The sequence below is a fragment of the Sphingobium chlorophenolicum genome (assembly GCF_000722875.1).
Taxonomy (GTDB): domain Bacteria; phylum Pseudomonadota; class Alphaproteobacteria; order Sphingomonadales; family Sphingomonadaceae; genus Sphingobium; species Sphingobium chlorophenolicum.
Map to the genome: position 1 here is coordinate 44,418 of NZ_JFHR01000024.1, position 21,435 is coordinate 65,852.

The window sequence follows — 21,435 nt, forward strand, 5'->3', positions numbered from 1 at the left end:
TTTCCCTTCATCACCCTCGGCTTCCTCACCCCATCCGCTGATCGGGCAGTGCGTGGGTCGGCCTTGATCCCCACAGCGCGTAGAAGAGGATGTAGAGTTCGCACAGCGCCGTCAGCAGGAAGCTCGCCTGCAACCCGAAACGGTCCGCCAGATAGCCCTGCACCACCACCAGCGCGCCGCCCGCGATCGCCATGATCATCAGGCCGGACCCTTCCTCCGTCAGCGGTCCCAGGCCCCTGATGCCCAGGGTGAAGATGGTCGGGAACATAATCGAATGGAACAGGCCCACCGTGATCAGCGACCACATGGCCACCGGCCCATGGGCGAACACCGTGAACGTCACCACGACGAACGCGCCGATCGCAAAGGCGGCGAGCACTTTGCCCGCGTCGAAACGCTGCATGATCGCTGACCCGGCGAAGCGGCCCACCATCATCCCGCCCCAGAGGAAGCTCAGGTAACGGCCGGCCTGCTCATGGGTCAGGTTGGCGATGGCGGGCTGGCTGACGAAGTTCACGAACAGGTTGGCGACGCCGATTTCCGCGATCAGATAGATGAAGATAGCCGGAATGCCGAACACCAGATTGCGGTGCGACCAGAGCGAATGCTTCCTGCGTTCCTCCCTGGCAAGGCGCCGGGCCGACGCGCCCATGGCGGGCAGCGGGAAGCGGGCGATCACGAGCGCCAGCACCACCAGCGCCGCCGCCACCAGGCCATAGGGCAGGATCACCGACTGGGCGTCGGCCAGGCGGTCGGCCTGGCTGATGACCGCGCCTGCCTCCGCCGTGCCGCTCTTCGACCGGCCCAGGATCAGATAGGCGCCGAACATCGGGGCCAGCATGGTGCCCGCCGAATTCATCGCCTGCACCAGGTTGAGGCGGGAGGAGGCTGTTTCCGGCCTGCCGACCACCGCGACATAGGGGTTGGCCGCGACCTGGAGCAGGGTGATGCCGCTGGCGATGACGAACAGCATGACCAGCGTCACGCCATAGGAGGGGATGGACGCGGCCAGCATCATGCCCGTCGCCCCCGCGGCCATGACCAGCAGCCCCAGCACCATCGACTTTTGATAGCCCAGCCGCTCGATCAGCTTGGCCGACGGGATGGAGGCGAAGAAATAGGCGATGAAGAACACCGATTCGACCAGCGTCGTCTGGGTGTAGCTGAGGTCGAACACGCTGCGCAGATGCGGCAGCAGCGTGCCGTTGATGACGGTGATGAAGCCCCACATGAAGAAGAGGCTGGCCAGCAGCGTCAGGGCAGGGCCGTAGCGCGTGCCGGGATGGTGGGCTGCGATGGGGGCCGCGACGGGGGCCGTGGTGGGGGAAGCGGGTCCTGCCATTCATCCTTCTCCGGAAAAGTCGAAAACGGGGCGTCGTTGGAATTGGGCGCGCGCCCGATACATGCCTTCATAATTGATTGGCAACGTTGTCATAGGAGGACCATTGCGCGATGACAAGGCAGACGCTCCTCAATCCTCCCTGCGCGCAGCGTGGGGAGGGGGACCGCGCGAAGCGTGGTGGAGGGGAAATACGCAGGTCATGCCCCATTCCCTCCACTGGCCTGCGGCCACCCCCCATTTAAACTGGGGCCGGACCAGAACTGTCGCGCCGGACCAGCTTGAAGGTGAATTGCGGCGCGTCCACCGCGCCTCCCGCCAGCGCATCGACCACTGCCCTGCCCATCGCTTCCAGCGGCTGGCTGACGGTGGTGAGCGGCGGCCAGGCGGTCAGCCCGGCGGGGGTGTCGTCGAAACCGACCACAGACAGATCCTCCGGCACCCGCAGGTTCAGGCGATGCGCGACGGTCAGCGTGCCCAGCGCCATGTCGTCATTGGTGGCGAAGATCGCGGTGGGGCGATCGCCGCGGGCCAGCAGATATTCGCCCGCCCTGATCCCGGATTCGAAATCGAACGCGCCTTCCACGAACAGCCCCTCGTCCAACGCGCCGTTCGCAGCGCTAAGGCCGTCGCGGAAACCCTCGACGCGCTGCATCGCCGCCTTGTGGCTGGCGGGCGGGGTGATGACGCCGATGCGGCGATGGCCGAGGCCGATCAGATGATCCGCGACCATCCGCCCGGCCGCGCGTTCGGGCGTTGGGATGTTGAAGCTCTCCGCCATCACCGATCCGGCGATGCGGGCGCAGGGCAGCTTCAGTTCGGACAGGCGGTGCAGCAGGGGCGCGTCGTCGGACAGCGGCGGCACCAGAAAGACGCCGTCGGGCCGCAGCGCCGCGACCAGCCGGTCGAGAATGGCGAACCGTTCCTCGCCCGCCAGCGGCATGGGTTCGACCACCAGATGATAGCCAAGGTCGCGGCACCGGTTCGCCGCGCCCGACTGGATGCCGCCATTATAGGAGGGGGCCGGATTGTTGTAGAGGAAGGCGATCATGAACGACCGCCCGCCCGCCAGCCGCCGCGCCGACTGATTGGGGCGATAGCCGAGCTGGCGGATCGCGGTGGTCACGCGCTCCCGCAATTCCTCGCTGACATTGGGCGCCTTGTTGACGACGCGGGAGACGGTCTTGATGGAAACGCGGGCCAATGCCGCGACGTCATGAATGCTGGTCATCGGCGGCGATGAAGGGAATTGCGGTCGAACATGCGCCGGTCTTGCCATGGAAGCGGGGCGGAGGAAACAACGTTTACCTGAGGAGAGTGCAGAATTGTCATGCTTTTTCGTGCCGGGCGCGAAAAAAGGCTGATTTTGTGGCGATCCTTGCGCATTAGGTCGGAAGAAATGCCTTGATCGGTCATCGGTCGGGCGTTAGGAGGTAAGGACAACGTTGTCATAGTTTCCAGACAGGACAACGGTTGCATCCCGGACGTCGGCCTGATGACTGCACGCTTCAGGCTTCCGTCCGGGATGCGCTTTTCCGGCTGAATCCGGGATCCCCTTGTCGGGCTGAGCGAGGGTCCGTTCCTGTCCCAAGGAGCCGCCCCATCCTATTCCTCCCCATCGGGAGATGGGGAGGGGGACCGCGCGAAGCGTGGTGGAGGGGAATGGGGCACGACCTGCGTATTTCCCCTCCACCATTCGCTTCGCGAACGGTCCCCCTCCCCACGCTTCGCGCAGGGAGGAATTGGTCATTGCCCGACATTTCGAATTTGTCCACGCAACCTAGGGCCGCCGCAAGCTCAGCATGACGCGCAGCCCCGGCCCATTGTCCGCTAGCGTCACCGCGCCATGGTGCAGCCGCGCCACCGCCTCCACCAGCGATAGGCCCAGTCCCGATCCGGGCTTGCCCCGCGCCGGGTCGAGCCGCCCGAAACGCTTGAGCGCGGCGGCGTGGCTTTCCGCCGGGATGCCGGGACCATTGTCCGCCACGACGATCAGCAAATGGCCGTCCTCCAGCGCGGCGCTTAGCGCGATGCCGTCGCCGCCCTCTGCATAGTGAAGCGCATTTTCGATGAGGTTGGCGAGCGACTGGCTCACCAGTTCGCGGTGCAGCGGAAAGACCAGGGCATCGGGCGCGGCAATCGTCAGGGCAAAGCCGCTATCCTCCACCAGCGGGCCATATACCTCCCCCACGTCGCGCAGCAATTCCCCGACATCGGTGTCGCGCAGCAGATCGCCGCCGAAGCCCGCCTCGGTCCGGCTGAACAGCAGCGCGGTGGTCAGCATGGAGCGCAGCGTCTGCGCCTCCTGATGCACCCTTTCCAGCGCGTCGAGCGCCGTGTCGTCGCGGGTCTGGGCGCTGGCCTGCTCCACGACGGAGATCAGGCGCGTCACCGGGGATTTCAGGTCATGGGCCAGCCCGTCGGTCATCATGCGAAGCTGCGTCACCAGCGCGTCGATCCGTTCCAGCATGGCGTTGATCGACGCGCCCAGCCGGTCGAAGGCGTCGCCGCTGCCGTCGGTCGGCACTCGCCGGTCGAGCGCGCCGACCGCGACGTCATTGGCGGTCTGCGCGATGTCCGACACCTGCCGCGCCAATATGCGGCCCAGCATGATCGCACCGCCCAGCGCCAGCACCAGGCTCATGATGAAGGCGACGCTCAGCGCCTCTTCATAGATGCGGGCCAGTTGCAGGCTGTTGGAAATGACCATGCCGGTCAGCAGCCGGTCGCCGTTTTTCAGCCGCACGGGGATAACGCCGGTCGGCTCCGGCTCGTCGCGGCCGACGCGGTAGAGCGACATTATCCGCCAGCGCCCGTCGGCGGACAGGCCCGCGGGCCATGCGCCCAGATTGCCGCCCGCCGGCCGCCCCGCCGCGTCGGTCAGCAGCAGCACGGCGCGCTCCCCCTCCACGCTGCGGAAGCGGCGCGCCATCTCGCCCCGCAGCGCCGCCGCGCCGCCGCTGTGGTAGAGGGAGAGCAGGTCGTCGCGGGCATCCTCCACCGCCTGCCGGTCGGCGGCGACGACGGTGCGCTGGCTCGCCTGCTGGACGAACAGGAGCACGCCCCCCGTCACCAGAAACTGGCAGAGAAAGGCCAGGCCGACGAAACGCCCGATGGTCGAGCGGGCAAAGCCGAACCGGCGGCGGGAGGGAGGGGGCTTAGCGATTGCTAACGGGCCTTTTTGGGGAAGAGCGTGCCTATCCTATTCCTCCCCATCGGTAGATGGGGAGGGGGACCGCCGCTGAAAGCGGTGGTGGAGGGGAAGGGGCACGACCTCCGATTTTCCCCTCCACCACTCGCTTCGCGAGCGGTCCCCCTCCCCACGCTTCGCGTAGGGAGGATTGAGAACGTCCGCCATTAGCCACACCCTAACTCTCCGGCCCCAGCCGATACCCCATGCCGCGCACCGTATGCAGCAGCGGCTTGCCGCCGCCCTCATCCAGCTTGCGGCGCAGGCGGCTGACATGGACGTCGATGACGTTGGTGCCGGGATCGAAATGATAGTCCCACACCCCCTCCAGCAACATGGTCCGCGTCACCACCTGATCGGGATGGCGCAGGAAGAATTCCAGCAGCCGAAATTCGCGGGGTTGCAAGTCGACGGTGCGCGACCCCCGCTTCACCCGGCGGGACAGCAGGTCCATCTCCAGATCGTCATGGCGCAGATGGGTGACCACCGCGCTGCCGCTGCCGCCCCGGCGCAGCAGCAACTGCACCCGCGCCAGCAACTCCGCAAAGGCGAAGGGCTTCACCAGATAATCGTCCGCGCCGCTGGTCAGCCCCTCCACCCGGTCCTCCGGCGTGCCGAGGGCAGACAGGATGATGACGGGCGTCTCTATCCCGGCGGCGCGCAGGGCCTTCAGCATCGCCATGCCGTCCATCGCGGGCATCATCCGGTCCAGAATGATCGCGCCGAAGCTGCCGTCGCTCGCCAGGAACAGGCCGTCGCGACCATTGTCGGCCCGGTCGACGGTGAAGCCCGCCTCGCCCATGCCCTTGGCGACATAGGCGGCGGTGTCCGCATCATCCTCCACCACCAATATCTTGTGGCTCATCGTCCCCCTTCCGGCCGGTCCAGCATCACCACGCGCATCCGGTCCGCATGTTTCAGCCCCAGCGCTATGCGCGGCTGGCTATGGTGTAACAGATAGGCGCTGGCCTGATCCAGCGACCTGATCGGCATGCCGTCCAGGCTGACGACGCCGTCGCCGACGCTGATGCCCAGCCGCGCCGCCTGGCCGTCCGTCTCCATGCTGGTGACGATGACGCCCGGACGCCCCTCCGCCGGATCGCCATCCATAAGGGTCACGCCGGGCAGGGCGCGGGCCTTGGCCGCCATCGCCTCCATCCGCTCCTCCGCCGCGTGGCGCGCATGCAGGAAGAAGGCGCTGCTCATCGCCATGGCGCAGAGCGCAAGGGCGGCCAGCAGCGCGCCCGATGCGGCGTTGCTCAGTCTCTGCCGGGCCATGGCGTGGCTTTCATGGGGTGCAGGATGGGCGATGGGCCGGGCCAAGTCATGTTAAGCTTTGTTCATGCCCCGGATGGAACGGCCGGGGCCGCGACCCGCCCGCTCCGCTCCAGCTTGCCCCAGCCCACGACCCAGCCGCCAATGGCCGACGCGATGGCCCGCACCACCACCCAATACATGATCTGGCGATAGACGAAGCGCTGCGCCACCAGCAGATGCGGCGGATAGCGCGCATCCCGATTGTCGAGCGCGTAGGCGACCCAGCCGCAAAGGACGTCGATGCCGGTGAAGGCCAGCCAGTAAACGCCCATGGTCCACACGTCGTTGCTGGTCTGCGCCCAGCCATGCTGGTTCACCCGGACGATGGTGCCGACGATCGACGTGATCAGCGCCAGATCGATCAGCGGGGAAATGGCGGCGAACATGATCTGGAACAGCCACGCCTGCGGCAGTCCCACCAGCGCAAGGCCGGTGGGCCGCCGGTCGCGCAGGATGCGGCGATGCTTCCACAGGCATTGCAGCGTGCCGAACGCCCAGCGATAGCGCTGCTTGGCGAGCGCCCGGAAGCTTTCCGGCGCTTCGGTCCAGGCGACGGCTTCGGGATCGAAGGTGACGCGCCAGCCCGCCCGCTGGATCGCGATGGTCAGGTCCTGATCCTCCGCCAGCGTATTTTCGGGATAGCCGCCGACCGCGTCCAGCGCCGCCCGCCGCCACGCGCCGACCGCGCCCGGCACTACGGTCATGGCGTCGAACCCGGCCAGCGCCCGGCGCTCCAGATTCTGCGCCGTGATATATTCCACCGCCTGCCAGCGGGTGACGAGGTTGACGCGATTGCCCACCCGCGCATCGCCCGCGACCGCGCCGATGGCCGGGTCCGCGAACCAGCGGGCCAGACGGGCGATGGTTTGCGGCTCGAACTGGGTGTCGGCGTCCAGCGCGATGACGATCTCTCCCGTCGCCTGCGCCAGCGCCCGGTTCAGCGCCGCCGCCTTGCCGCCATTCTGGAGCGTCAGCAGCGTCACGCGGGGATCGTCGGCAAAGGCCCGCGCCACGATGGCGCTGGTGGCGTCCTTCGACCCGTCGTCCGCGACGATCAGTTGCAGGCCCGGATAGTGGCTGGCCAGCACCCGCCGCACCGAGGATTCGATGACCCGCGCTTCATTATAGGCGGGGATGATGACGGAGACGGTCGGCTGATGGTCCGGCGGCACGGGGCGGCCGCGCCGCGCCTGGAACCAGGCAAGGAAAGTCATCAACACCGCCCGCGCCAGCCCCAGCGAAATGGCGACATAGAATATCCACCCCAGCAGCGCGGACAGCGCCGCCAGCCCCACGAACACGGCGACGTCGACCCGCACCGCCAGCAGGTCGTCGGCCCTGACCGGCGGCATGGCGGCGTCCTGCGGAAGCCCGGCAAGCTGCGACACCGGCACGAAGCGATAGCCCTCCGCCCGAAGCTGCGCGATGATGCGGGGCAGCGCCGTCACCGTCTGCGACCGTTCGCCGCCGCCATCATGCAGCAGGACGATATTTTCGGAGCGGTCTGCACTGGCCGCATGCACCTGATCGATCACCTGCCGCACGATGGCGTCGGCGCCGGGGCGCTGCCAGTCATTGGGGTCGACGTGCAGGCCGACCACCGTATAGCCCAGTTTCTGCGCGGCCAGCGCCGGTTCCAGTTCGTCCGCCGTGGTCGGCTCCGCATCCCCGAAATAGGGTGCGCGGAACAGCCGCATGCCGCGCCCGGTATAGGCCTGCACCAGCCGCTGCGTGGCGTTGAGCTGCAACCGGGTCGGCTCCTCCGACCAAGTGGCCAGATTGGGATGGTCGTAGGTGTGGTTGCCGATCTCATCCCCGTCCGCGACGATCCGTTGCAGCAGCCCCGGATGTTCCAGCGCATTTTCCCCGATCACGAAGAAGGTCGCGGGCGTGCGCGTGCGTTCCAGCACCTTCAATATCTGCGGCGTCCATTGCGCGTCCGGCCCGTCGTCGAAGGTCAGCGCCAGCATCCTGCGGTCCTGCCCGCCGGTGCGCCGCACCTGATAGGGCGTCGGCATCGCGCCGTAGCTTTCATGCTCGATCGCCCCCTGCGGTCCGAAGGCGATGGCGCGACGCCCCTCCGTCGGGGTGGCGGTGATGCGCAATATTTCGCCCGATCCCTCGACATCGGTGGTGAGCGTGCTGGCCATGGCGCCCAGCTTCGGGCGGCCGCCATTGCGCCAGGCGGTCAGGTCCGCCCAGATGCCGGGGTCTTCGCTGCCCAGCCGCCACAGCGCGACGCTCTCTATGCCCAGCCGCTTCAGCACCAGCAGTTGGTTCCAGTTTGCGGCGGCGTCCAGCATCCAGATCCGGTGGCGCTGCCCCGCCTCGTCATAGGCGAAGCCCGCATTGCCGCTGGCCGTGTCGTAGAGCGGGCGCGCATCGCTGTCATGCGCGGCCAGCCAGGCTTCGTCCAGCGACAGCGCGTCGGCGGTTCCGCCATGCCAGTCATAGGCATAGCTGCCGAGCGCGACGACGATATGATCTGCGCCGATTTCCCGCAGCGCGGCCTGGGCCTGCCGCGCAAACCAGTCCTGCGCGGCGATGGGGCCGGGCTGGCCGCCCTGCCAATGCTGGTCGTAATCCATCAGGATCACCCGATCCGCCACGGCGGCGAAACGGGCCAGCGGCCACCCCTCCTCGCCCGCCGGGACGGTCAGCGCGATCTTCGCGCCATGCGGCAGGGCGGCGCGCAGCATGCGCAGGAAGCGCAGATAGGCGGGCATGGCGCCGGGCGGCAGCGCTTCGAAATCCATGACCGCGCCCGCCTCATGCCGCCGGGCGACGAGCGCGCCGATCTGCCCGGCCAGCGCCTGCGCCGCGGCGGGATCGCGCAACAGTCGCTCCGTCCCCGCGCCGTTCCATCCATCCTGCCCCAGATTCTGGACCATCGGCAGCACTTTGGGCGGATGCGGCATGGCGGCGATCATGCGGTCGAACGCCGGATCGGCAACGACATGGACCGGCCTACCCGGCCCCGCCACATTGACGAGCGCGGGCACCACCCAGTCAAGCTGCCCGACATGGCGGCGCAGCGACGCGATGCTGCTTTCCTCCCCCGGCACATAGAATCCGACATTCAGCGGCTTGGCCTGGGTGGGATGCCTGCCCCAATGCGGCAGCCATCGGGCGATATCCCGGCGCAGGCTGGAAATGCCCGACAGGCGCGCCGCGTGCGGCTGGGGAAGGGGCAGGGCCAGGTCGCCTTCCGAAGGCACGGCGACCAGCGTGGTGGCAAAGGCGATGGCGGCCAGCAGGATCAGCAGCAACCCGCCCGCCAGCAGACGCCGCGCCCAAAGCCCCCTGCGGCCGGTGGGATCGAAGAAGATCGGTCTGCTCATGCCTAGCGCCATCACCCTGTTTCGCAGCGCCGCCTTTACGCGCCGCCGCCTGCCGAGCCGATGAGCCGTTCATGAAATATCGGTCATGTAGGACGTGGACGGGATTCGGCGCCCATCCTCCCGTTTCGAACCTCAGGCCGCATGGGGCTGTTCCAGCCCTTTTCACCCCCAAGAACCAGTAAAGCCCGAAGACAAATTTCCAATTGCCTTTGCGGGTCGCCTGATCAGGGGCCTCGTCCTATAAGGGGTCGCATGACCGCCCTGCCGCTGATCCTGATCTTCCTGACCACCGTCGCCGCGATGGAGGGTTTCGCCTATGTCATGCACCGCTGGGTGATGCACGGGCCGGGCTGGTTCCTGCATGCCAGCCACCACCGCCCGCGCAATGGCCGGTGGGAAGCGAACGACCTTTATTTCGTGATCTTCGCCATGCCCTCGATCCTGTTGCTGCTGGGCGGCGTGCAATGGCATTGGGGCGACTGGGCGACCGCTTGCGGCGCGGGGATCGCGGCCTATGGCGCCATTTATCTCGGCTTCCACGACATCATCGTGCATCGCCGCGTCGCGCACCGCTATGTCCCGCGCTCTTCCTATATGAAGCGGATCGTCCAGGCCCACCGGCTGCATCATGCGGTGGAAAGCAAAGAGGGCTGCGTCAGCTTCGGCTTCCTGATGGCGCCCCGGCCGGAAGCGCTGAAACGGGAACTGGGGAGGAAAGGCGAGGCTGTCCTGCGCGGGGCCAAGGGGGGCTGAATGGGTGAAATGGGTGGAGAGCGGACCTATCCTGTTCCTCCCCATCGATAGATGGGGAGGAACAGGATAGGTCCGGTAACCACCCAAATCACTCAGTCCGGCGAATCTTGAATTTTTCCACGCGGCTTAGCGAACGGGGAGTTGCACTGAAAAAGGCAGCGATTCGACATAAGAGCTTGCAGTCATCTCATGTATCTCAGCGGCGACCGCCAATATATTACGATATTCCCTGCCACGCGAAACGCCCAACAACATGGTCAGAACGCTCATGACCAGTTCGTCGACGAAATGCGCATCGGATATTTCGCCCTTGGCCCATTTGGCGGCGATGAGCATCCGTTGTTCGTCCAGCGATTCTATCAGCCTCCCGCCTTCCACCCAGGAATGCAGGCTGGACGAGGCGACCAGCGATTCGATGTAGGGCGCTTGTATCAGGCTGAAAATATCATGCAGCGTCCTGCGTAAACCGGGGTTGGCGCTCGCGCCGAAATAGAATCCGGTTATCGCCTTGATATAATTGGGGATGGCCAGATTGCGCGTGCCGACCGCCACCATGCGTTCGATCAGCCGATTGAGCGTGCCGGTCGCGCTGCGATAGGGGATGTGGCTTTCATAATCCTCGAAATAATCGAGGATGGCGGCCGCGATCAGGTCATCCTTGGCGCCGAAGGCATTGTATAATGTCTGTTTGGCGACCTCCGCCCGCTGGCACAGCGCGTCGATGCTGAAACCGTCAATGCCCTGTTCCGCCACCAGTTCGCGGGTCACGGCCAATATGCGCTTGCGCCGTTCCAGCATCGTGGCGCTGGCGTAGCGGTCCCCCCCCTGTTCCCGGATGGCCTGTCCCCGGCTGGCTCTCTTTTTGCCCGTCATGGTCATGATTCATGGCGCAGTTTTCCGCGTTTGGCCAGTGGCGGAAGACTGAAAATCAGAACGAAGTCTAATTTTCATTGCGAGGGAGGCGTTAGGGGCATAGAAGCAGAGGGAACGAAAAAAGATGGGAGAGCGATATGGCAGGTCCGCTGGAGCATATTGTCGTCATAGAGGCCGCGCCGGTCATGCCCGGTTCGATCGCCGGAATGCTGCTGGCCGATCATGGCGCGCAGGTGATCAAGGTCGAACCGCGCGGCGGCGCCTTCTTCGCGCATGACCGAACCCTGGTCGATGCCTGCGAGCTGGCACGAGAAGTCGGCCTGCTTCACCCCAACGGCGACCTTGGGACCACAGATCTGGCGCTCGTACATGCCCCCGAGGAAGCGAGACGTGGGTTGATCCAGCGGATTTGCGCCGACGAAGCTGGGAGGCCGACGGACCGCAACTGGGGATCGATAATCGGCGGCTGAACGGCAAGAACGGGTCGGTTTCGCCGGCAAGCGAACGACGGATCGTGGGACAAACCCGTCGCTCGCAGCTCGCCACTAAAACGATGGCTATCGGCAACAGCAGACACGCCGGCTTGGGATGGATGCCATCGCTGATTGACTTAGGCCGGTCGCCTGCCGTCGAAGGGGAAGCAACGGCATGCTCCCCCTTTCGCGAGCCTATGGCTTCGCGGCGACCGGCAGGCGGAATGGCGCGCCGAGGCGATTGAACGCGTTCATCGCCGCGATCACTAGCGTGAGATCGACCAAGTCCTTTTCAGCAAAGGCGGCGGCAGCGGCGGCGTAGGCTTCGTCCGAAGCATGGGTCGTGCTGACATTGGTCACTTCCTCCGCCCAGGCCAACGCTGCTCGATACTGGTCAGAGAACAGGTGCGGCACCTCCGCCCAGACGGGGACGAGGGCAACCTTGTCGATCGCCATGGTCTTGAGCAGATCGCGCGTGTGCATATCGATGCAATGGGCGCAGCCGTTGATTTGCGACACTCGTAGAAAGACCAGATGGATCAGCTCTTCAGGAAGATCCGTCTTCCTGGTCACATAATGATGGATACCGAACAGAGCCTTGGCGCCCTCGGGCGCGATTTTCGACCAGTTCAAACGCTTCATCTCGGCCATGCTGCTTTCCCTCGTAATCGGCGCCGAGCATCGGCGCTCGCTGACTTGACGACGTAGGCGGGTGCATCGTGACATCATGGGCGTAGATATTTTTCGTTCCCGCCTTCGTCCCATGTCACACCGGAAGCGGTCATCTCGTCATGCAGGCAGTCACTTGCATCGGAGACATGGACATGAAGATCGTTATCATCGGCGGCACCGGACTAATAGGTCGGCCCCTCGTCGGACTGCTGCGGGCCGAGGGTCATGAGGTTGTCGCCGCTTCACCGAGCACCGGCATCGACGCGCTCACCGGCGCCGGCCTGGCACAAGCGCTGACTGATGCCGCCGTCGTGGTGGATGTCAGCAATGCCCCCTCGTTCGAGGACGCGGCCGCTCTCGCTTTCTTTCGTGGCACGACAACCAACTTGCTGGAAGCAGCTCGCGACGCCGGAGTGCGTCACGTCATCGCACTTTCAGTGGTGGGGACCGATCGTCTTCAGGCATCGGGTTATTTTCGCGCCAAGCTGGCACAGGAGCAACTGATTGCCGGCAGCGGCATGCCGTACACGATCGTGCGTGCCGCGCAGTTCTTTGAGTTCCTATCCACCATCGCGGATGGCTACACACGGGACGATACTGTGTACCTACCGGGCATCGCGCTCCAGCCGGTCGCCGCAGCCGATGTCTCGGCCCTGCTTGCCGAGATCGCCACATCTGCCCCGACCGGTGGCATCATCGAAGTGGCAGGACCGGAGCGCGCACCGCTGGCCGAGTTTACCGCCAGCTGGCTCGGGGCCCGCGACGATCCGCGCCGGATCAGCGTCACCGCCGATCATGACTATTTTGGCGCGCCCGCCGACGACCGCTCACTTGTCCCGGAGGAAAATGCACGGATCGCGCCCACGCCCTTCGATGAGTGGCTTGCCTCTCACGCGCAGGAGAGCGTCGCATGAGCCGGAACTTTCCGCTGGCACTGGCCACAGTCCTCGGTCTCGCATCCGCTGTAAACGGCCTCTTCATGCTGATCTCACCAGCGAACTGGTATTTCGCCGTGCCCGGAGTCACCACCACCGGTCCGTTCAATCAACATTTCGTGCGCGACATAGGCCTGATCTTCTTGCTCGTCGCAATCGCGATGCTCGCAGGTGTCGCCCGGCCGGTGGCCCGCGTCTCGCTGTGGTCTGCCGCCGCCCTCTGGCTTGACGGCCATGCACTGTTCCATTTCTGGGAGGTGGCTACCGGCATCTGTGGGACAGGTGCACTGGCCCAGGATTTTCCTGCTGTCACCTTACCGGCTATAGTAACGACCGTTCTTGCCCTCTGGGCGTGGCGCGATGCCAAGCGCAGTCGCCGAACACATTCGATGGGGGACAGTCTTGCTGCACAGTGATGAACGTCTCGCCGATTTTGAAGCTGAGCGGCCAAGGCTGTTGCGTCTTGGCTATCGGATGCTTGGTTCAGTCAGCGAGGCGGAAGATATCCTGCAGGAAGCGTGGCTGCGTTGGGCGGCCACGGCGCAGAAAGTTGAAACGCCGGCAGCCTATCTGACCCGCATCGTCACTCGGCTTTGCCTCGATCAGCTCAAGTCAGCCCGCGTGCGTCGGGAGACCTATGTCGGTTCCTGGCTGCCTGAACCGTTGATGGGCACGACTGAAGAAGAGGAGACGATCGCCGACGACGTGACGCTCACACTGATGCTCGCGATGGAGCGCCTGTCTCCTTTGGAGCGTGCCGCTTTCCTGCTTCACGACGTGTTCGACATGGCGCTCACCGACGTCGCGACGACATTGGGCCGCGAACCTGCCGCCGTCCGGCAGCTTGCCTCGCGCGCTCGCAGGCATGTCCGGCACGCGCGACCGCGTTTCACGGTTGAGGCAACTGAGGCCGATCGGATCGCGCGCGCCTTCTTCGCTGCTGCCCGCGACGGTGACACAGTCGCATTGTCCGCACTGCTGGTACGCGATGTCGAGATCCATTCCGATGGCGGCGGTAAGGTGATTGCCTTCCGCAATGTGGTGCGTGGGCTCGAGCGAGCGCTTCGCCTATTCGCCGGGTTGCGTCGCAAGTACACGTCAGCGCCCACGCTCCTGCGAACAGCGACGATCGACGGCTTGCCCGGCTACATCAGTATCGATCGTGGCGACGTGCTGCAGACCACCGCGCTGGAAGTTCGCGATGGGCGCATAGCGGCGATCTATATAGTCCGTAATCCCGACAAGCTCCGTCACCTAGAGGCAGTTTTCGGCACTGACGGTCATCCACAGCACGGCCACTGAAGGTCGTGAATTGGTCGACAGCCGCTGGGATATCGGTCCGTCCGCACCTGGGAACGAAAAATCGGCGGCTGAAGGACCGCAATGGGTCGCAGCCAGTCATCACTTCCCGCAATAAGCTCCCCATTCGTCCATCAGCTTCCTCCTCTTCTCGAGAAGGTTGCCTCGCCGATACGCAGCTTCCGTCTTGTCCCTAACGCGGTGCGCCAACGCCGCTTCCGCGATCTCGCCGGGATGGTTGGTCTCCTCGCTGACCCAGTCCCTGAAGGCAGAGCGAAAGCCGTGGGCGGTCGCGTCCTCCTTCATCTCGCGAAGCAGCTTCGTGAGCGTCATGTCGCTCATTGGCATGTCCCCCCTGGCACCGGGAAACACAAGCGATCGCGATCCGATCCGCAGTTCGCGGCAACGCTCGATGATGGCGATTGCTGGTGCCGACAGCGGAATGACATGCTCACGCGCCGCCTTCATCCGCGCGGCCGGGATCGTCCAGAGCTTCTCCTCCAGGTCGAATTCTCCCACGCCGCCCCGCGAACCTCGCCGGATCGCACGGCGGTCAGGATGGCAAAGCGCAGCGCCAGACGGCTAAAGGATTCCCGCTCGGCGAGCTTGACCATGAAGGCCGGGACCTTTGCATAGGGCATGGCCGCAAAATGTCCCTCCTTCTTGGGCTGGCGGGGAAGCCCTTTGGTGATCGCCCGCATCGGCGCCTCGCTCTCGCGGTAGCCCGAAGCATAGGCCCAATCGAGTACGGTGCCGATCCGCTGACGGACCCGCCGCGCCGTCTCCGGCTTGGCAAGCCAAATGTCCGACAGCAGGTTACGGATCATCGGACCGGTGATCTCGTGAACCTGCACATGGCCGATATGCGGGAACACATAGGCTTCGAGCGTCTGGAGCCACTGCTTCTCGTGCTTCTCGTTGCGCCATGTCCTGCTGTGGGCCGCAATCACCCGGGCAGCCGCTTGGCGGAATGTGGGAATGCCTTGGGCCTTGCGCCGCTCGAAGATCGGATCCAGGCCGAGTTCGACCCAGGTGCGGATTTCCCGTGCCCGTTCGCGCGCAGTCGCTAATGCCACTTTCGAAGCGCTGCCGAGGCCAAAGTCACGCCGGTTGCCATTTTTCTGCACCCGACAGACCCAACTCTTCCCACCGCCGGGCTGGACCACGAGGAAAAGGCCATCGCCATCCCCTAATCTTCCAGGGCGTGTTGCTGCCTTCACAGCGCTAGCGGAGAGCTTTCCCATGCCACCAAATCTCCCACATTCTTTCCCACATTTCCAATCGGTCACCGGTGGACTGGCAGGGATGAACGTGGATGAGAATCACGCTGAAAGCCGCAGAAAAGCGTGGCTTCAGTGATTCGGAACGGATGTGAAAGGACAGGGTGGTGGCGGGCCACGCCCGATGAAGATGAGCACTATACCTACGCTGTAGCGCTACTCTCGTAGTCACAGCCGATTGGGGTGAACTCCGTCTTCCACACTTTAGCCGGAGCGAACCGCGTCGTCGGCCGACGGCGATGCCGGCGCGTTTCAGAATGGGGTTCGCGTGATCCAAAGAAGCATCATTCTTGCAATGAGAGAGAAAACAGAGCATCTTGTTGTAAACAACAAGATCGTGAGCTGATTTCGTGACGGTGCTCTATACCCCTGGCCAGCTTCGCAGCGCGATATCGATCGCTCCGGAAACCTATCGCCATTGGAAAAAGGCACTGGCCCCTTTGCGCCGGGGACGAGGGCATAGTCCCTGCTTTAGCTCGGGAGATCTCGTTGCCGTGTCGGTCATCAGATCGCTGGCGACGGATATGGCGATCCGCGTCGGCGCGTTGGCTCCCATCGCTGAAACCCTGTTCGAGCTGTGCAACCTGTCGCCTTGGCCGGCGCTGGAGCGCGCCAAGCTGGTTATTGATGTGCCGGGCGCGCAATTGCAGCTCCGCCCGGAGCTTGCAGAGATCGTTAGCGATCGGCCGTTGATCACGATCCCACTGAGCCCGATGGTCGCGCGTCTCCGGGAGCAGTTGCTGGCGGCAAGCGACAGCCGCGAGCAGGCGTCACTTCTCTTTCCGCCAATGCCAATCAACGCTGCAGCATCTGCGCGCGGAGGCCGGCTGTGAACGCCGTCGACAGCATCGCACAGGCCGTCCACGATGCCGGCTATCGCTCGGAAGCGGTCGTGCGCGACTATGCCTTCGCGGACGTATTGGTCGACGCCAACACGACCCGAACGGTGCCGCTCGTCGCCTTCACACGAACGCCGCCATCCTATCGGTCCGCGGCGCTCGCGGTGGTGAATGGCGATGGCCGCCGTGCCGTCGATCTCGTGAATGAGCATCGAGCGTTGGGTGCGCCGCTGTTGTTCGTTATCGACCATGACGATGTGACCGTCTGGCAGGTAAGAAGTGTCGACCCGCCCCGGGCACTTGAGAAAATCAAGCTTGCCGATTTGACGGCGTTGTTCGCCCGCAATCAGTCGAGTTGGCACCCCGATGCCATTCACCGCGCCAAGTCGGTCGGCAGCACCGGCGGGAGCTATCAGCTCGATTTCGTCGATCTGGGGCTGCTGCCCGCGATCGAAGGCGAGATTCATCTGAAACTGGATCGCCTGCTGGTCGAGACGCTCGATCTGGCACGCAAGGCGCCCGGCGGTGATCGCCTCGACCCGCGCACGCTATTTCGAGTGGTGTTTCGCCTGCTCGCTGCCAAGGTACTGCAGGATCGTCGACATCCCTATGCCGACGGTTGGAATCCCGAAGACCTGGCATCGGTCCTGACCGGGATCGAGACCTATTATACGCTCGGGGCGATCAACGGGTCGGCGAACAGCGCGCTACCAGCGATGTTCGATGCGGCGTGGCGGCATTTGCGCGCCGGGATCAGCTTTTCCAATATCTCGTCCGACGACCTTGCCTTCGTGTACGAGAACACGCTGGTCACGCCGGAAACCCGCAAGCTGTTCGGGACGCATAGCACACCACGTCAAGTGGCGGAATATGTTGTTCAGCGCCTGGAACTGCACAATCACAAACCTGAAGATATCAGGATCTATGAGCCGTTTGCCGGCGCCGGCGTGTTTCTGGTCTCGGCGCTCCGCCACCTCCGTGATCTCCTGCCCGTGGAATGGTCGGATCAGCAGCGTCATGATTTCCTCATCAAACATATTTCAGGCGACGAGGTCGATCCCTTCGCGTGCGAAGTGGCGACACTGTCGCTGATCCTTGCCGACTACCCCAATCATAATGGCTGGCATGTCGAAGAAGCTGATCTCTTCGCCGACGGCGCGCTGGCGCAGCGGATCGGTACGAACAACGTGATTGTCTGCAATCCGCCGTTTGAAGCCTTCGATCCCGCCGACAAGGATAGGTACGCCGTCGCGAGCGAAACGCATTCCAAAGCTATTGCAGCCTTAAGCGCGACCCTGGACGCGAAACCGCTAGCGCTCGGATTTGTGTTGCCACGATCGTTCATTCTTGAACGGCAGTTTGCGGAACAGCGGCGTCGGATCGAAAGTCTCTACGGCTCCGTTGAAATTCTCAAGCTTCCGGACGGGATTTTCGGCGCGTCGGACGTCGAATCGTCGGCGGTCATCGCACGCGACCTGCGCGCGCCGACGAGAAAAACGATCACAATCCGCTCGACCGAAGTCGCCGAACGCGATCGTTCATCCTTCCTGAAGACCGGGCAGACGACGGTCCATCGCGATGTGATCCGCGCCATCGACGATCAGCCAGCGGGTCGCCTTTGGATACCACCGCTGAATGACTTGTGGGACTATCTGAAAAACCATCCAAGGCTCAACTCAGTTCTGAAGCCGAGTCGGGGGCTGGAATGGACCTACAATCAGGACCAGGCAACCAGCGACATGGAAAAGCCGGGATACCGGCTAGGCTTTGCTAACGCTCGGCACCTTCAACAGTATCTTCCTCCTCGACCCATCTGGCTGGATTTCCAACCCGATAATCTGCGTCGAGGTGGAGCGCATGACTGGTCACAACCCAAAATCATCGCAAGCGCCACGCGCCTGAGCAGGGGTGCATGGTGCATTGGTGCCTTTGCGGATCCGGAAGGCTTGCTCTGCTCGCAACAGTTTTTTGGTCTGTGGCCTGTCGCCGAATTGAGCCCGGCCGAGCTACTCGCGTTCTCAGGAATACTGAACGGCCCGATCGCCAACGCATTTCTGGCCGTAAACTCACCGAAAGATCGGTTCCGGGCCTCGGTTGTCGGCGATATTCCAATCCCGGCATCTCTATCCGTGAAATTGGGAGAGCTAGTTCGCACCTATGTCGCCCTTCTTCGTGCGCCGCCAATTTTGGCGGGTGTAGATGACGAGCTTGCGCGGTTGTTGGCGCAAATCGACGCTGCCGTCCTTGAAGCTTATGATCTCCCGCTGAGGCTCGAACGGCAGCTTTTGGCGTTTTTCGAAAGCTCCGAGCGCCCAGTTCCCCATCCCTGGCAGCATTGGAACAGCCTCTATCCGGTGCCTGGACTGAGCTTGGCCGAGCGGTTGTCGGGCCGCTTCAATGCCACCGGGGACTGGGTCAGGAAGGTATTTCAGCCGCTCCCTGAAGACCAGGTTTCGTTGCTCCGTGACTATGTGGCGTAAAGGAGAATGGACGCCTATCTCCTCGATACGACGATCCTGTCCATCTATCTGGATCCGATGCATCCTCATCACGCCGAAAAGAGCCAGTCGCTGGCGGCATTGCCCGCCGACAGCCCCCGGTTCATTTCCGCCGTGGCGCTGGCCGAACTGGGTTTCGGCACCAAGCTCGCGGCAGCGATCGGCAAGGGGAATCTGCCCGCCCTGGAGGCGATGCTGGTCCAGGCGCGCTCTCATGCGGTCATCGACATCACGCATCACACGGCGTCTGTCTATGCCGACGTGAAGGCACGCATCGCGCAGAAATATCTGGCGAAGGTGCTGCGAAAGGACCGCCCGAAATATATCGAGGAATGGGTCGACAAAGCCACGGGCCAAAAGCTCGGGATTGACGAAAATGACCTTTGGATGTGCGCGCAGGCCAAGGAGCGTGATCTTATCTTCGTAACCGCCGATGGTCGAATGAAACGCATTCCGGATGCCGATCCGGATGTAAGATTGCTCACAATATGAGAGCTGTCTTGCTTTGGCCGCCTCGATCGCAACATAATGCTCCGACTCGCGCAATCTGGCAGCGTTACCGTCTCGTACTACGCTAAAGCCGCTTTCCGCCGCAGCTTGCCGCCGCACCTACGATTTTGTGAATGGCGGAGCGGGAGTCCGCTTTGCTAAGGTCCGGCGGCGTTCGGCTAGGTCCATTTTAACCACGGCAAACCAATGGCTTAATCGGGATTATCGTTCGATAACGTCCGATGACGACTCTTGAAATCCGCGCCAGAATGTGGGACACAGTGTGGGACAGGGAGTTAGAATTATGGCGCAATCTACGGCGAAGCTTTCAGCGGTCCAGTTGAACCAACCGATGGCGAACGGTCGTCATCGTGACGGCACGGTTCCCGGCCTGTATTTCCGCGTAGTCGGTGTCAGCCGTTCATGGATGCTTCGCGTCGTAATCGACGGCAAGCGTTGCGACGTAGGGTTGGGGTCGTATCCGAAAGTCGGATTGGCGAAGGCGCGCGAACTGGCGAAGGCGACACATGAAAAGATTGCCGAAGGTCGCAACCCGCTTGTCGAACGGCAGGCCGAAAAGGAAGCGAAGCGGGTCGAAAGCCGCAAGCGCATCACCTTCAGGAAGTGCGCCGAACGTGCCATCGAAATCGAAACTGAAGGGCTGAAGAACGCCAAGCACGTCGCGCAATGGACTTCGACGCTGGAAACCTATGCTTATCCGCTGATCGGGGACAAACCTGTGGGCAGCATCACGAAGCACGACATTGTTGCCGTCCTTGAACCGATTTGGGGGACGAAGCACGAAACCGCCCGTCGTCTTCGTGGTCGTATGGAAAAGGTGTTCAATCACGCCAAAAGCATGGACTACATGGCTGGCGACAACCCCGCCGCGTTCAAGGGCAACTTGGAAGCGTTGCTTCTGAAGGCCAAGCCGAAGCCGAAGAACCAACCGTCGTTGCCTCACGCGCAAATCGGCGCATTCATGACCGAACTTCGTCGGCGCGAAGCAACCGCCGCGCGGGCGCTGGAATTTGCCATTCTCACGGCGACCCGTTCGGGCGAAGTGTTGGGCGCAACATGGGATGAAATCGACCTAGACGCTAAGCTATGGACTATCCCCGAAGGCCGCATGAAGGCCGAACAGGAACACGAAGTGCCGTTGTCCGACGCTGCCGTGGCGCTGCTGAAGGCGTTGCCACGCGTTGAAGGCGTTCCCTACGTCTTCCCCGCCGAACGTGGCGGCAAGCTGTCCGACATGGCCCTGTCCATGCTTGTGCGCCGGATCAACGGCGACGACCCCATGTTCGTTGACCGCCGGACGAAGCGCCCCGTTGTGCCGCATGGTTTCCGTTCAACCTTCCGCGAATGGGCTGGCGAAGCGACGGCATATCCCCGCGAAGTCATCGAACATGCGCTTGCCCACAGGTTGCCCGACAAGGCTGAACGCGCATATCAGCGCGGGTCGTTGCTGCCGAAGCGCGCCCGGTTGATGGAAGATTGGGCGAAGCGTTGCGCGATGGCTGACAATGCCGCTTGCAACGTCGTTGCTATCAAGGGCGCGGCGTAATGGCCTTCGAAGTGTTCAGCGGCGTTGATCCAAGCGCATTCCCAGAAAATCGTGGCGGTCGCAAGGAAGGTTCAAAAAACCAATCAACTGCCCGTCGTAATGACGCTATAGCAAAGGGCGTAACTTACGTTGAAGGTGGAGCGAAGTTGAACCGCGCTGCTGCCGATTGCATCGCCGAATTTAAGTTGACGATCACCGTCGAACACATGGCGAAGCTAATTCGTGAACAACGCAATAAACAACAGTTATCGTAGTTTTCTGATTGCACTTTTTGTCAGCGGCTTCTTGTGACAGCTAATCCTCATCCGATTTAGTTCGATGGGGTTCGATATGATTAGCTATCTCCGCTTGCCTTCGGTCGAGCAAGCGACCGGCCTACGCCGCACGGCGGTTTATGACCATGTGACCAAGGGGCTGTTGCCCAAGCCCGTGAAGATCGGCGAACGGCAGTCCGCTTGGGCGTCGCACGAAATCGCAGCGATCAACGCCGCACGGCTGGCTGGTAAGTCCGACGACGAAATCCGCGCCATCGTTGCCGACCTTCATCGCCAGCGCGCCGTTGCCGCCTAA

At 63.5% G+C, this 21,435-nt stretch carries 22 protein-coding genes; 11 read left to right on the forward strand and 11 right to left on the reverse strand.

Annotation, left to right across the window (positions count from 1 at the left end; genetic code table 11):
- Positions 1 to 25: 25 nt before the first annotated feature.
- The 7 genes from BV95_RS11710 to BV95_RS11735 form a co-directional block, all read right to left on the reverse strand.
- Positions 26 to 1,342 carry a sugar MFS transporter gene (locus BV95_RS11710; protein ID WP_037451788.1) on the reverse strand — a complete coding sequence of 439 codons (1,317 nt, stop codon included), beginning with the start codon at positions 1,340 to 1,342 and terminating at the stop codon, positions 26 to 28.
- A gap of 238 nt (positions 1,343 to 1,580) precedes the next feature.
- A complete protein-coding gene (locus BV95_RS11715; RefSeq protein ID WP_037451790.1) occupies positions 1,581 to 2,570 on the reverse strand; it encodes a LacI family DNA-binding transcriptional regulator in 990 nt (329 codons plus the stop codon).
- Complete coding sequence (locus tag BV95_RS24420) at positions 2,567 to 2,755, reverse strand: hypothetical protein (RefSeq protein ID WP_214442607.1); 189 nt, start codon at positions 2,753 to 2,755, stop codon at positions 2,567 to 2,569. Before BV95_RS24420 ends, BV95_RS11715 begins: the two co-directional genes overlap by 4 nt.
- 364 nt (positions 2,756 to 3,119) lie before the next feature.
- Entirely contained in the window at positions 3,120 to 4,412 is a 1,293-nt protein-coding gene (locus BV95_RS11720) for a sensor histidine kinase (RefSeq protein ID WP_037451793.1), read from the reverse strand.
- A 295-nt stretch (positions 4,413 to 4,707) separates the two neighbouring features.
- Positions 4,708 to 5,394 (reverse strand): response regulator transcription factor, encoded by a 687-nt coding sequence (locus BV95_RS11725; protein ID WP_037451796.1) that lies wholly within the window; start codon positions 5,392 to 5,394, stop codon positions 4,708 to 4,710.
- Positions 5,391 to 5,807 (reverse strand): PDZ domain-containing protein, encoded by a 417-nt coding sequence (locus tag BV95_RS11730; protein ID WP_013848383.1) that lies wholly within the window; start codon positions 5,805 to 5,807, stop codon positions 5,391 to 5,393. Before BV95_RS11730 ends, BV95_RS11725 begins: the two co-directional genes overlap by 4 nt.
- A gap of 62 nt (positions 5,808 to 5,869) precedes the next feature.
- Positions 5,870 to 9,187, reverse strand: a complete 3,318-nt coding sequence (locus BV95_RS11735; RefSeq protein ID WP_037451838.1) for a trifunctional glycoside hydrolase family 18/polysaccharide deacetylase/glycosyltransferase family 2 protein — start codon at positions 9,185 to 9,187, stop codon at positions 5,870 to 5,872.
- Positions 9,188 to 9,439: 252 nt separating this feature from the next.
- Here BV95_RS11735 and BV95_RS11740 point away from each other — a divergent pair, with 252 nt between their 5' ends.
- Positions 9,440 to 9,940: a sterol desaturase family protein gene (locus BV95_RS11740; protein ID WP_037451798.1), complete on the forward strand. Its 501-nt coding sequence runs from the start codon at positions 9,440 to 9,442 to the stop codon at positions 9,938 to 9,940.
- A 126-nt stretch (positions 9,941 to 10,066) separates the two neighbouring features.
- On the opposite strand, the gene BV95_RS11745 is transcribed toward BV95_RS11740, so the two are convergent.
- Positions 10,067 to 10,813 carry a TetR/AcrR family transcriptional regulator gene (locus BV95_RS11745; protein WP_162179744.1) on the reverse strand — a complete coding sequence of 249 codons (747 nt, stop codon included), beginning with the start codon at positions 10,811 to 10,813 and terminating at the stop codon, positions 10,067 to 10,069.
- 137 nt (positions 10,814 to 10,950) lie between these two features.
- On the opposite strand from BV95_RS11745, the gene BV95_RS11750 reads away from it, so the two are divergent.
- On the forward strand, positions 10,951 to 11,283 hold the full coding sequence (locus tag BV95_RS11750; protein ID WP_037451801.1) for a CoA transferase: 333 nt from the start codon (positions 10,951 to 10,953) through the stop codon (positions 11,281 to 11,283).
- 198 nt (positions 11,284 to 11,481) lie between these two features.
- Here the strand turns inward: BV95_RS11750 and BV95_RS11755 are convergent, their stop codons facing one another.
- Positions 11,482 to 11,937, reverse strand: coding sequence for a carboxymuconolactone decarboxylase family protein (locus BV95_RS11755; protein ID WP_234703165.1), 456 nt, complete (start codon positions 11,935 to 11,937; stop codon positions 11,482 to 11,484).
- A gap of 173 nt (positions 11,938 to 12,110) precedes the next feature.
- On the opposite strand from BV95_RS11755, the gene BV95_RS11760 reads away from it, so the two are divergent.
- The 3 genes from BV95_RS11760 to sigJ are packed head-to-tail and all read left to right on the forward strand — an operon-like array spanning position 12,111 to position 14,195.
- A complete protein-coding gene (locus tag BV95_RS11760; RefSeq protein ID WP_037451847.1) occupies positions 12,111 to 12,872 on the forward strand; it encodes an SDR family oxidoreductase in 762 nt (253 codons plus the stop codon).
- Entirely contained in the window at positions 12,869 to 13,309 is a 441-nt protein-coding gene (locus tag BV95_RS11765; RefSeq protein ID WP_037451804.1) for a hypothetical protein, read from the forward strand. Before BV95_RS11760 ends, BV95_RS11765 begins: the two co-directional genes overlap by 4 nt.
- Entirely contained in the window at positions 13,296 to 14,195 is a 900-nt protein-coding gene (gene sigJ / locus BV95_RS11770; protein WP_255265432.1) for an RNA polymerase sigma factor SigJ, read from the forward strand. Before BV95_RS11765 ends, sigJ begins: the two co-directional genes overlap by 14 nt.
- Before the next feature lie 99 nt (positions 14,196 to 14,294).
- Here the strand turns inward: sigJ and BV95_RS24755 are convergent, their stop codons facing one another.
- A complete protein-coding gene (locus BV95_RS24755) occupies positions 14,295 to 14,660 on the reverse strand; it encodes a tyrosine-type recombinase/integrase (RefSeq protein ID WP_255265433.1) in 366 nt (121 codons plus the stop codon).
- Entirely contained in the window at positions 14,657 to 15,436 is a 780-nt protein-coding gene (locus BV95_RS11775; protein ID WP_255265434.1) for a tyrosine-type recombinase/integrase, read from the reverse strand. Before BV95_RS11775 ends, BV95_RS24755 begins: the two co-directional genes overlap by 4 nt.
- Positions 15,437 to 15,822: 386 nt before the next feature.
- On the opposite strand from BV95_RS11775, the gene BV95_RS11780 reads away from it, so the two are divergent.
- The 6 genes from BV95_RS11780 to BV95_RS11800 all read left to right on the forward strand — a co-directional run bounded on the left by BV95_RS11780 (position 15,823) and on the right by BV95_RS11800 (position 21,435).
- A complete protein-coding gene (locus BV95_RS11780; RefSeq protein WP_156028641.1) occupies positions 15,823 to 16,305 on the forward strand; it encodes a hypothetical protein in 483 nt (160 codons plus the stop codon).
- Entirely contained in the window at positions 16,302 to 18,791 is a 2,490-nt protein-coding gene (locus BV95_RS11785) for an N-6 DNA methylase (RefSeq protein ID WP_051749733.1), read from the forward strand. The genes BV95_RS11780 and BV95_RS11785 overlap by 4 nt, the downstream gene beginning before the upstream one ends.
- A 6-nt stretch (positions 18,792 to 18,797) precedes the next feature.
- Positions 18,798 to 19,301 carry a PIN domain-containing protein gene (locus BV95_RS11790; RefSeq protein ID WP_037451810.1) on the forward strand — a complete coding sequence of 168 codons (504 nt, stop codon included), beginning with the start codon at positions 18,798 to 18,800 and terminating at the stop codon, positions 19,299 to 19,301.
- Positions 19,302 to 19,602: 301 nt separating this feature from the next.
- On the forward strand, positions 19,603 to 20,865 hold the full coding sequence (locus BV95_RS11795) for a tyrosine-type recombinase/integrase (protein ID WP_051749734.1): 1,263 nt from the start codon (positions 19,603 to 19,605) through the stop codon (positions 20,863 to 20,865).
- Positions 20,865 to 21,119, forward strand: a complete 255-nt coding sequence (locus BV95_RS23550; RefSeq protein ID WP_156028642.1) for a hypothetical protein — start codon at positions 20,865 to 20,867, stop codon at positions 21,117 to 21,119. Before BV95_RS11795 ends, BV95_RS23550 begins: the two co-directional genes overlap by 1 nt.
- A gap of 76 nt (positions 21,120 to 21,195) precedes the next feature.
- Entirely contained in the window at positions 21,196 to 21,435 is a 240-nt protein-coding gene (locus BV95_RS11800; RefSeq protein WP_037451859.1) for a helix-turn-helix transcriptional regulator, read from the forward strand.

Bases quoted from the DNA above. Each gene is read 5' to 3' on its own strand.
- BV95_RS11710 (WP_037451788.1), bottom strand. From the start codon at position 1,342: ATGGCAGGACCCGCTTCCCCCACCACGGCCCCCGTCGCGGCCCCCATC.
- BV95_RS11715 (WP_037451790.1), bottom strand. From the start codon at position 2,570: ATGACCAGCATTCATGACGTCGCGGCATTGGCCCGCGTTTCCATCAAG.
- BV95_RS24420 (WP_214442607.1), bottom strand. From the start codon at position 2,755: ATGACCGATCAAGGCATTTCTTCCGACCTAATGCGCAAGGATCGCCAC.
- BV95_RS11725 (WP_037451796.1), bottom strand. From the start codon at position 5,394: ATGAGCCACAAGATATTGGTGGTGGAGGATGATGCGGACACCGCCGCC.
- BV95_RS11730 (WP_013848383.1), bottom strand. From the start codon at position 5,807: ATGGCCCGGCAGAGACTGAGCAACGCCGCATCGGGCGCGCTGCTGGCC.
- BV95_RS11735 (WP_037451838.1), bottom strand. From the start codon at position 9,187: ATGAGCAGACCGATCTTCTTCGATCCCACCGGCCGCAGGGGGCTTTGG.
- BV95_RS11740 (WP_037451798.1), top strand. From the start codon at position 9,440: ATGACCGCCCTGCCGCTGATCCTGATCTTCCTGACCACCGTCGCCGCG.
- BV95_RS11745 (WP_162179744.1), bottom strand. From the start codon at position 10,813: ATGACGGGCAAAAAGAGAGCCAGCCGGGGACAGGCCATCCGGGAACAG.
- BV95_RS11750 (WP_037451801.1), top strand. From the start codon at position 10,951: ATGGCAGGTCCGCTGGAGCATATTGTCGTCATAGAGGCCGCGCCGGTC.
- BV95_RS11755 (WP_234703165.1), bottom strand. From the start codon at position 11,937: ATGGCCGAGATGAAGCGTTTGAACTGGTCGAAAATCGCGCCCGAGGGC.
- BV95_RS11760 (WP_037451847.1), top strand. From the start codon at position 12,111: ATGAAGATCGTTATCATCGGCGGCACCGGACTAATAGGTCGGCCCCTC.
- BV95_RS11765 (WP_037451804.1), top strand. From the start codon at position 12,869: ATGAGCCGGAACTTTCCGCTGGCACTGGCCACAGTCCTCGGTCTCGCA.
- BV95_RS24755 (WP_255265433.1), bottom strand. From the start codon at position 14,660: ATGAAGGCGGCGCGTGAGCATGTCATTCCGCTGTCGGCACCAGCAATC.
- BV95_RS11775 (WP_255265434.1), bottom strand. From the start codon at position 15,436: ATGGGAAAGCTCTCCGCTAGCGCTGTGAAGGCAGCAACACGCCCTGGA.
- BV95_RS11790 (WP_037451810.1), top strand. From the start codon at position 18,798: ATGGACGCCTATCTCCTCGATACGACGATCCTGTCCATCTATCTGGAT.
- BV95_RS11795 (WP_051749734.1), top strand. From the start codon at position 19,603: ATGGCGCAATCTACGGCGAAGCTTTCAGCGGTCCAGTTGAACCAACCG.
- BV95_RS23550 (WP_156028642.1), top strand. From the start codon at position 20,865: ATGGCCTTCGAAGTGTTCAGCGGCGTTGATCCAAGCGCATTCCCAGAA.
- BV95_RS11800 (WP_037451859.1), top strand. From the start codon at position 21,196: ATGATTAGCTATCTCCGCTTGCCTTCGGTCGAGCAAGCGACCGGCCTA.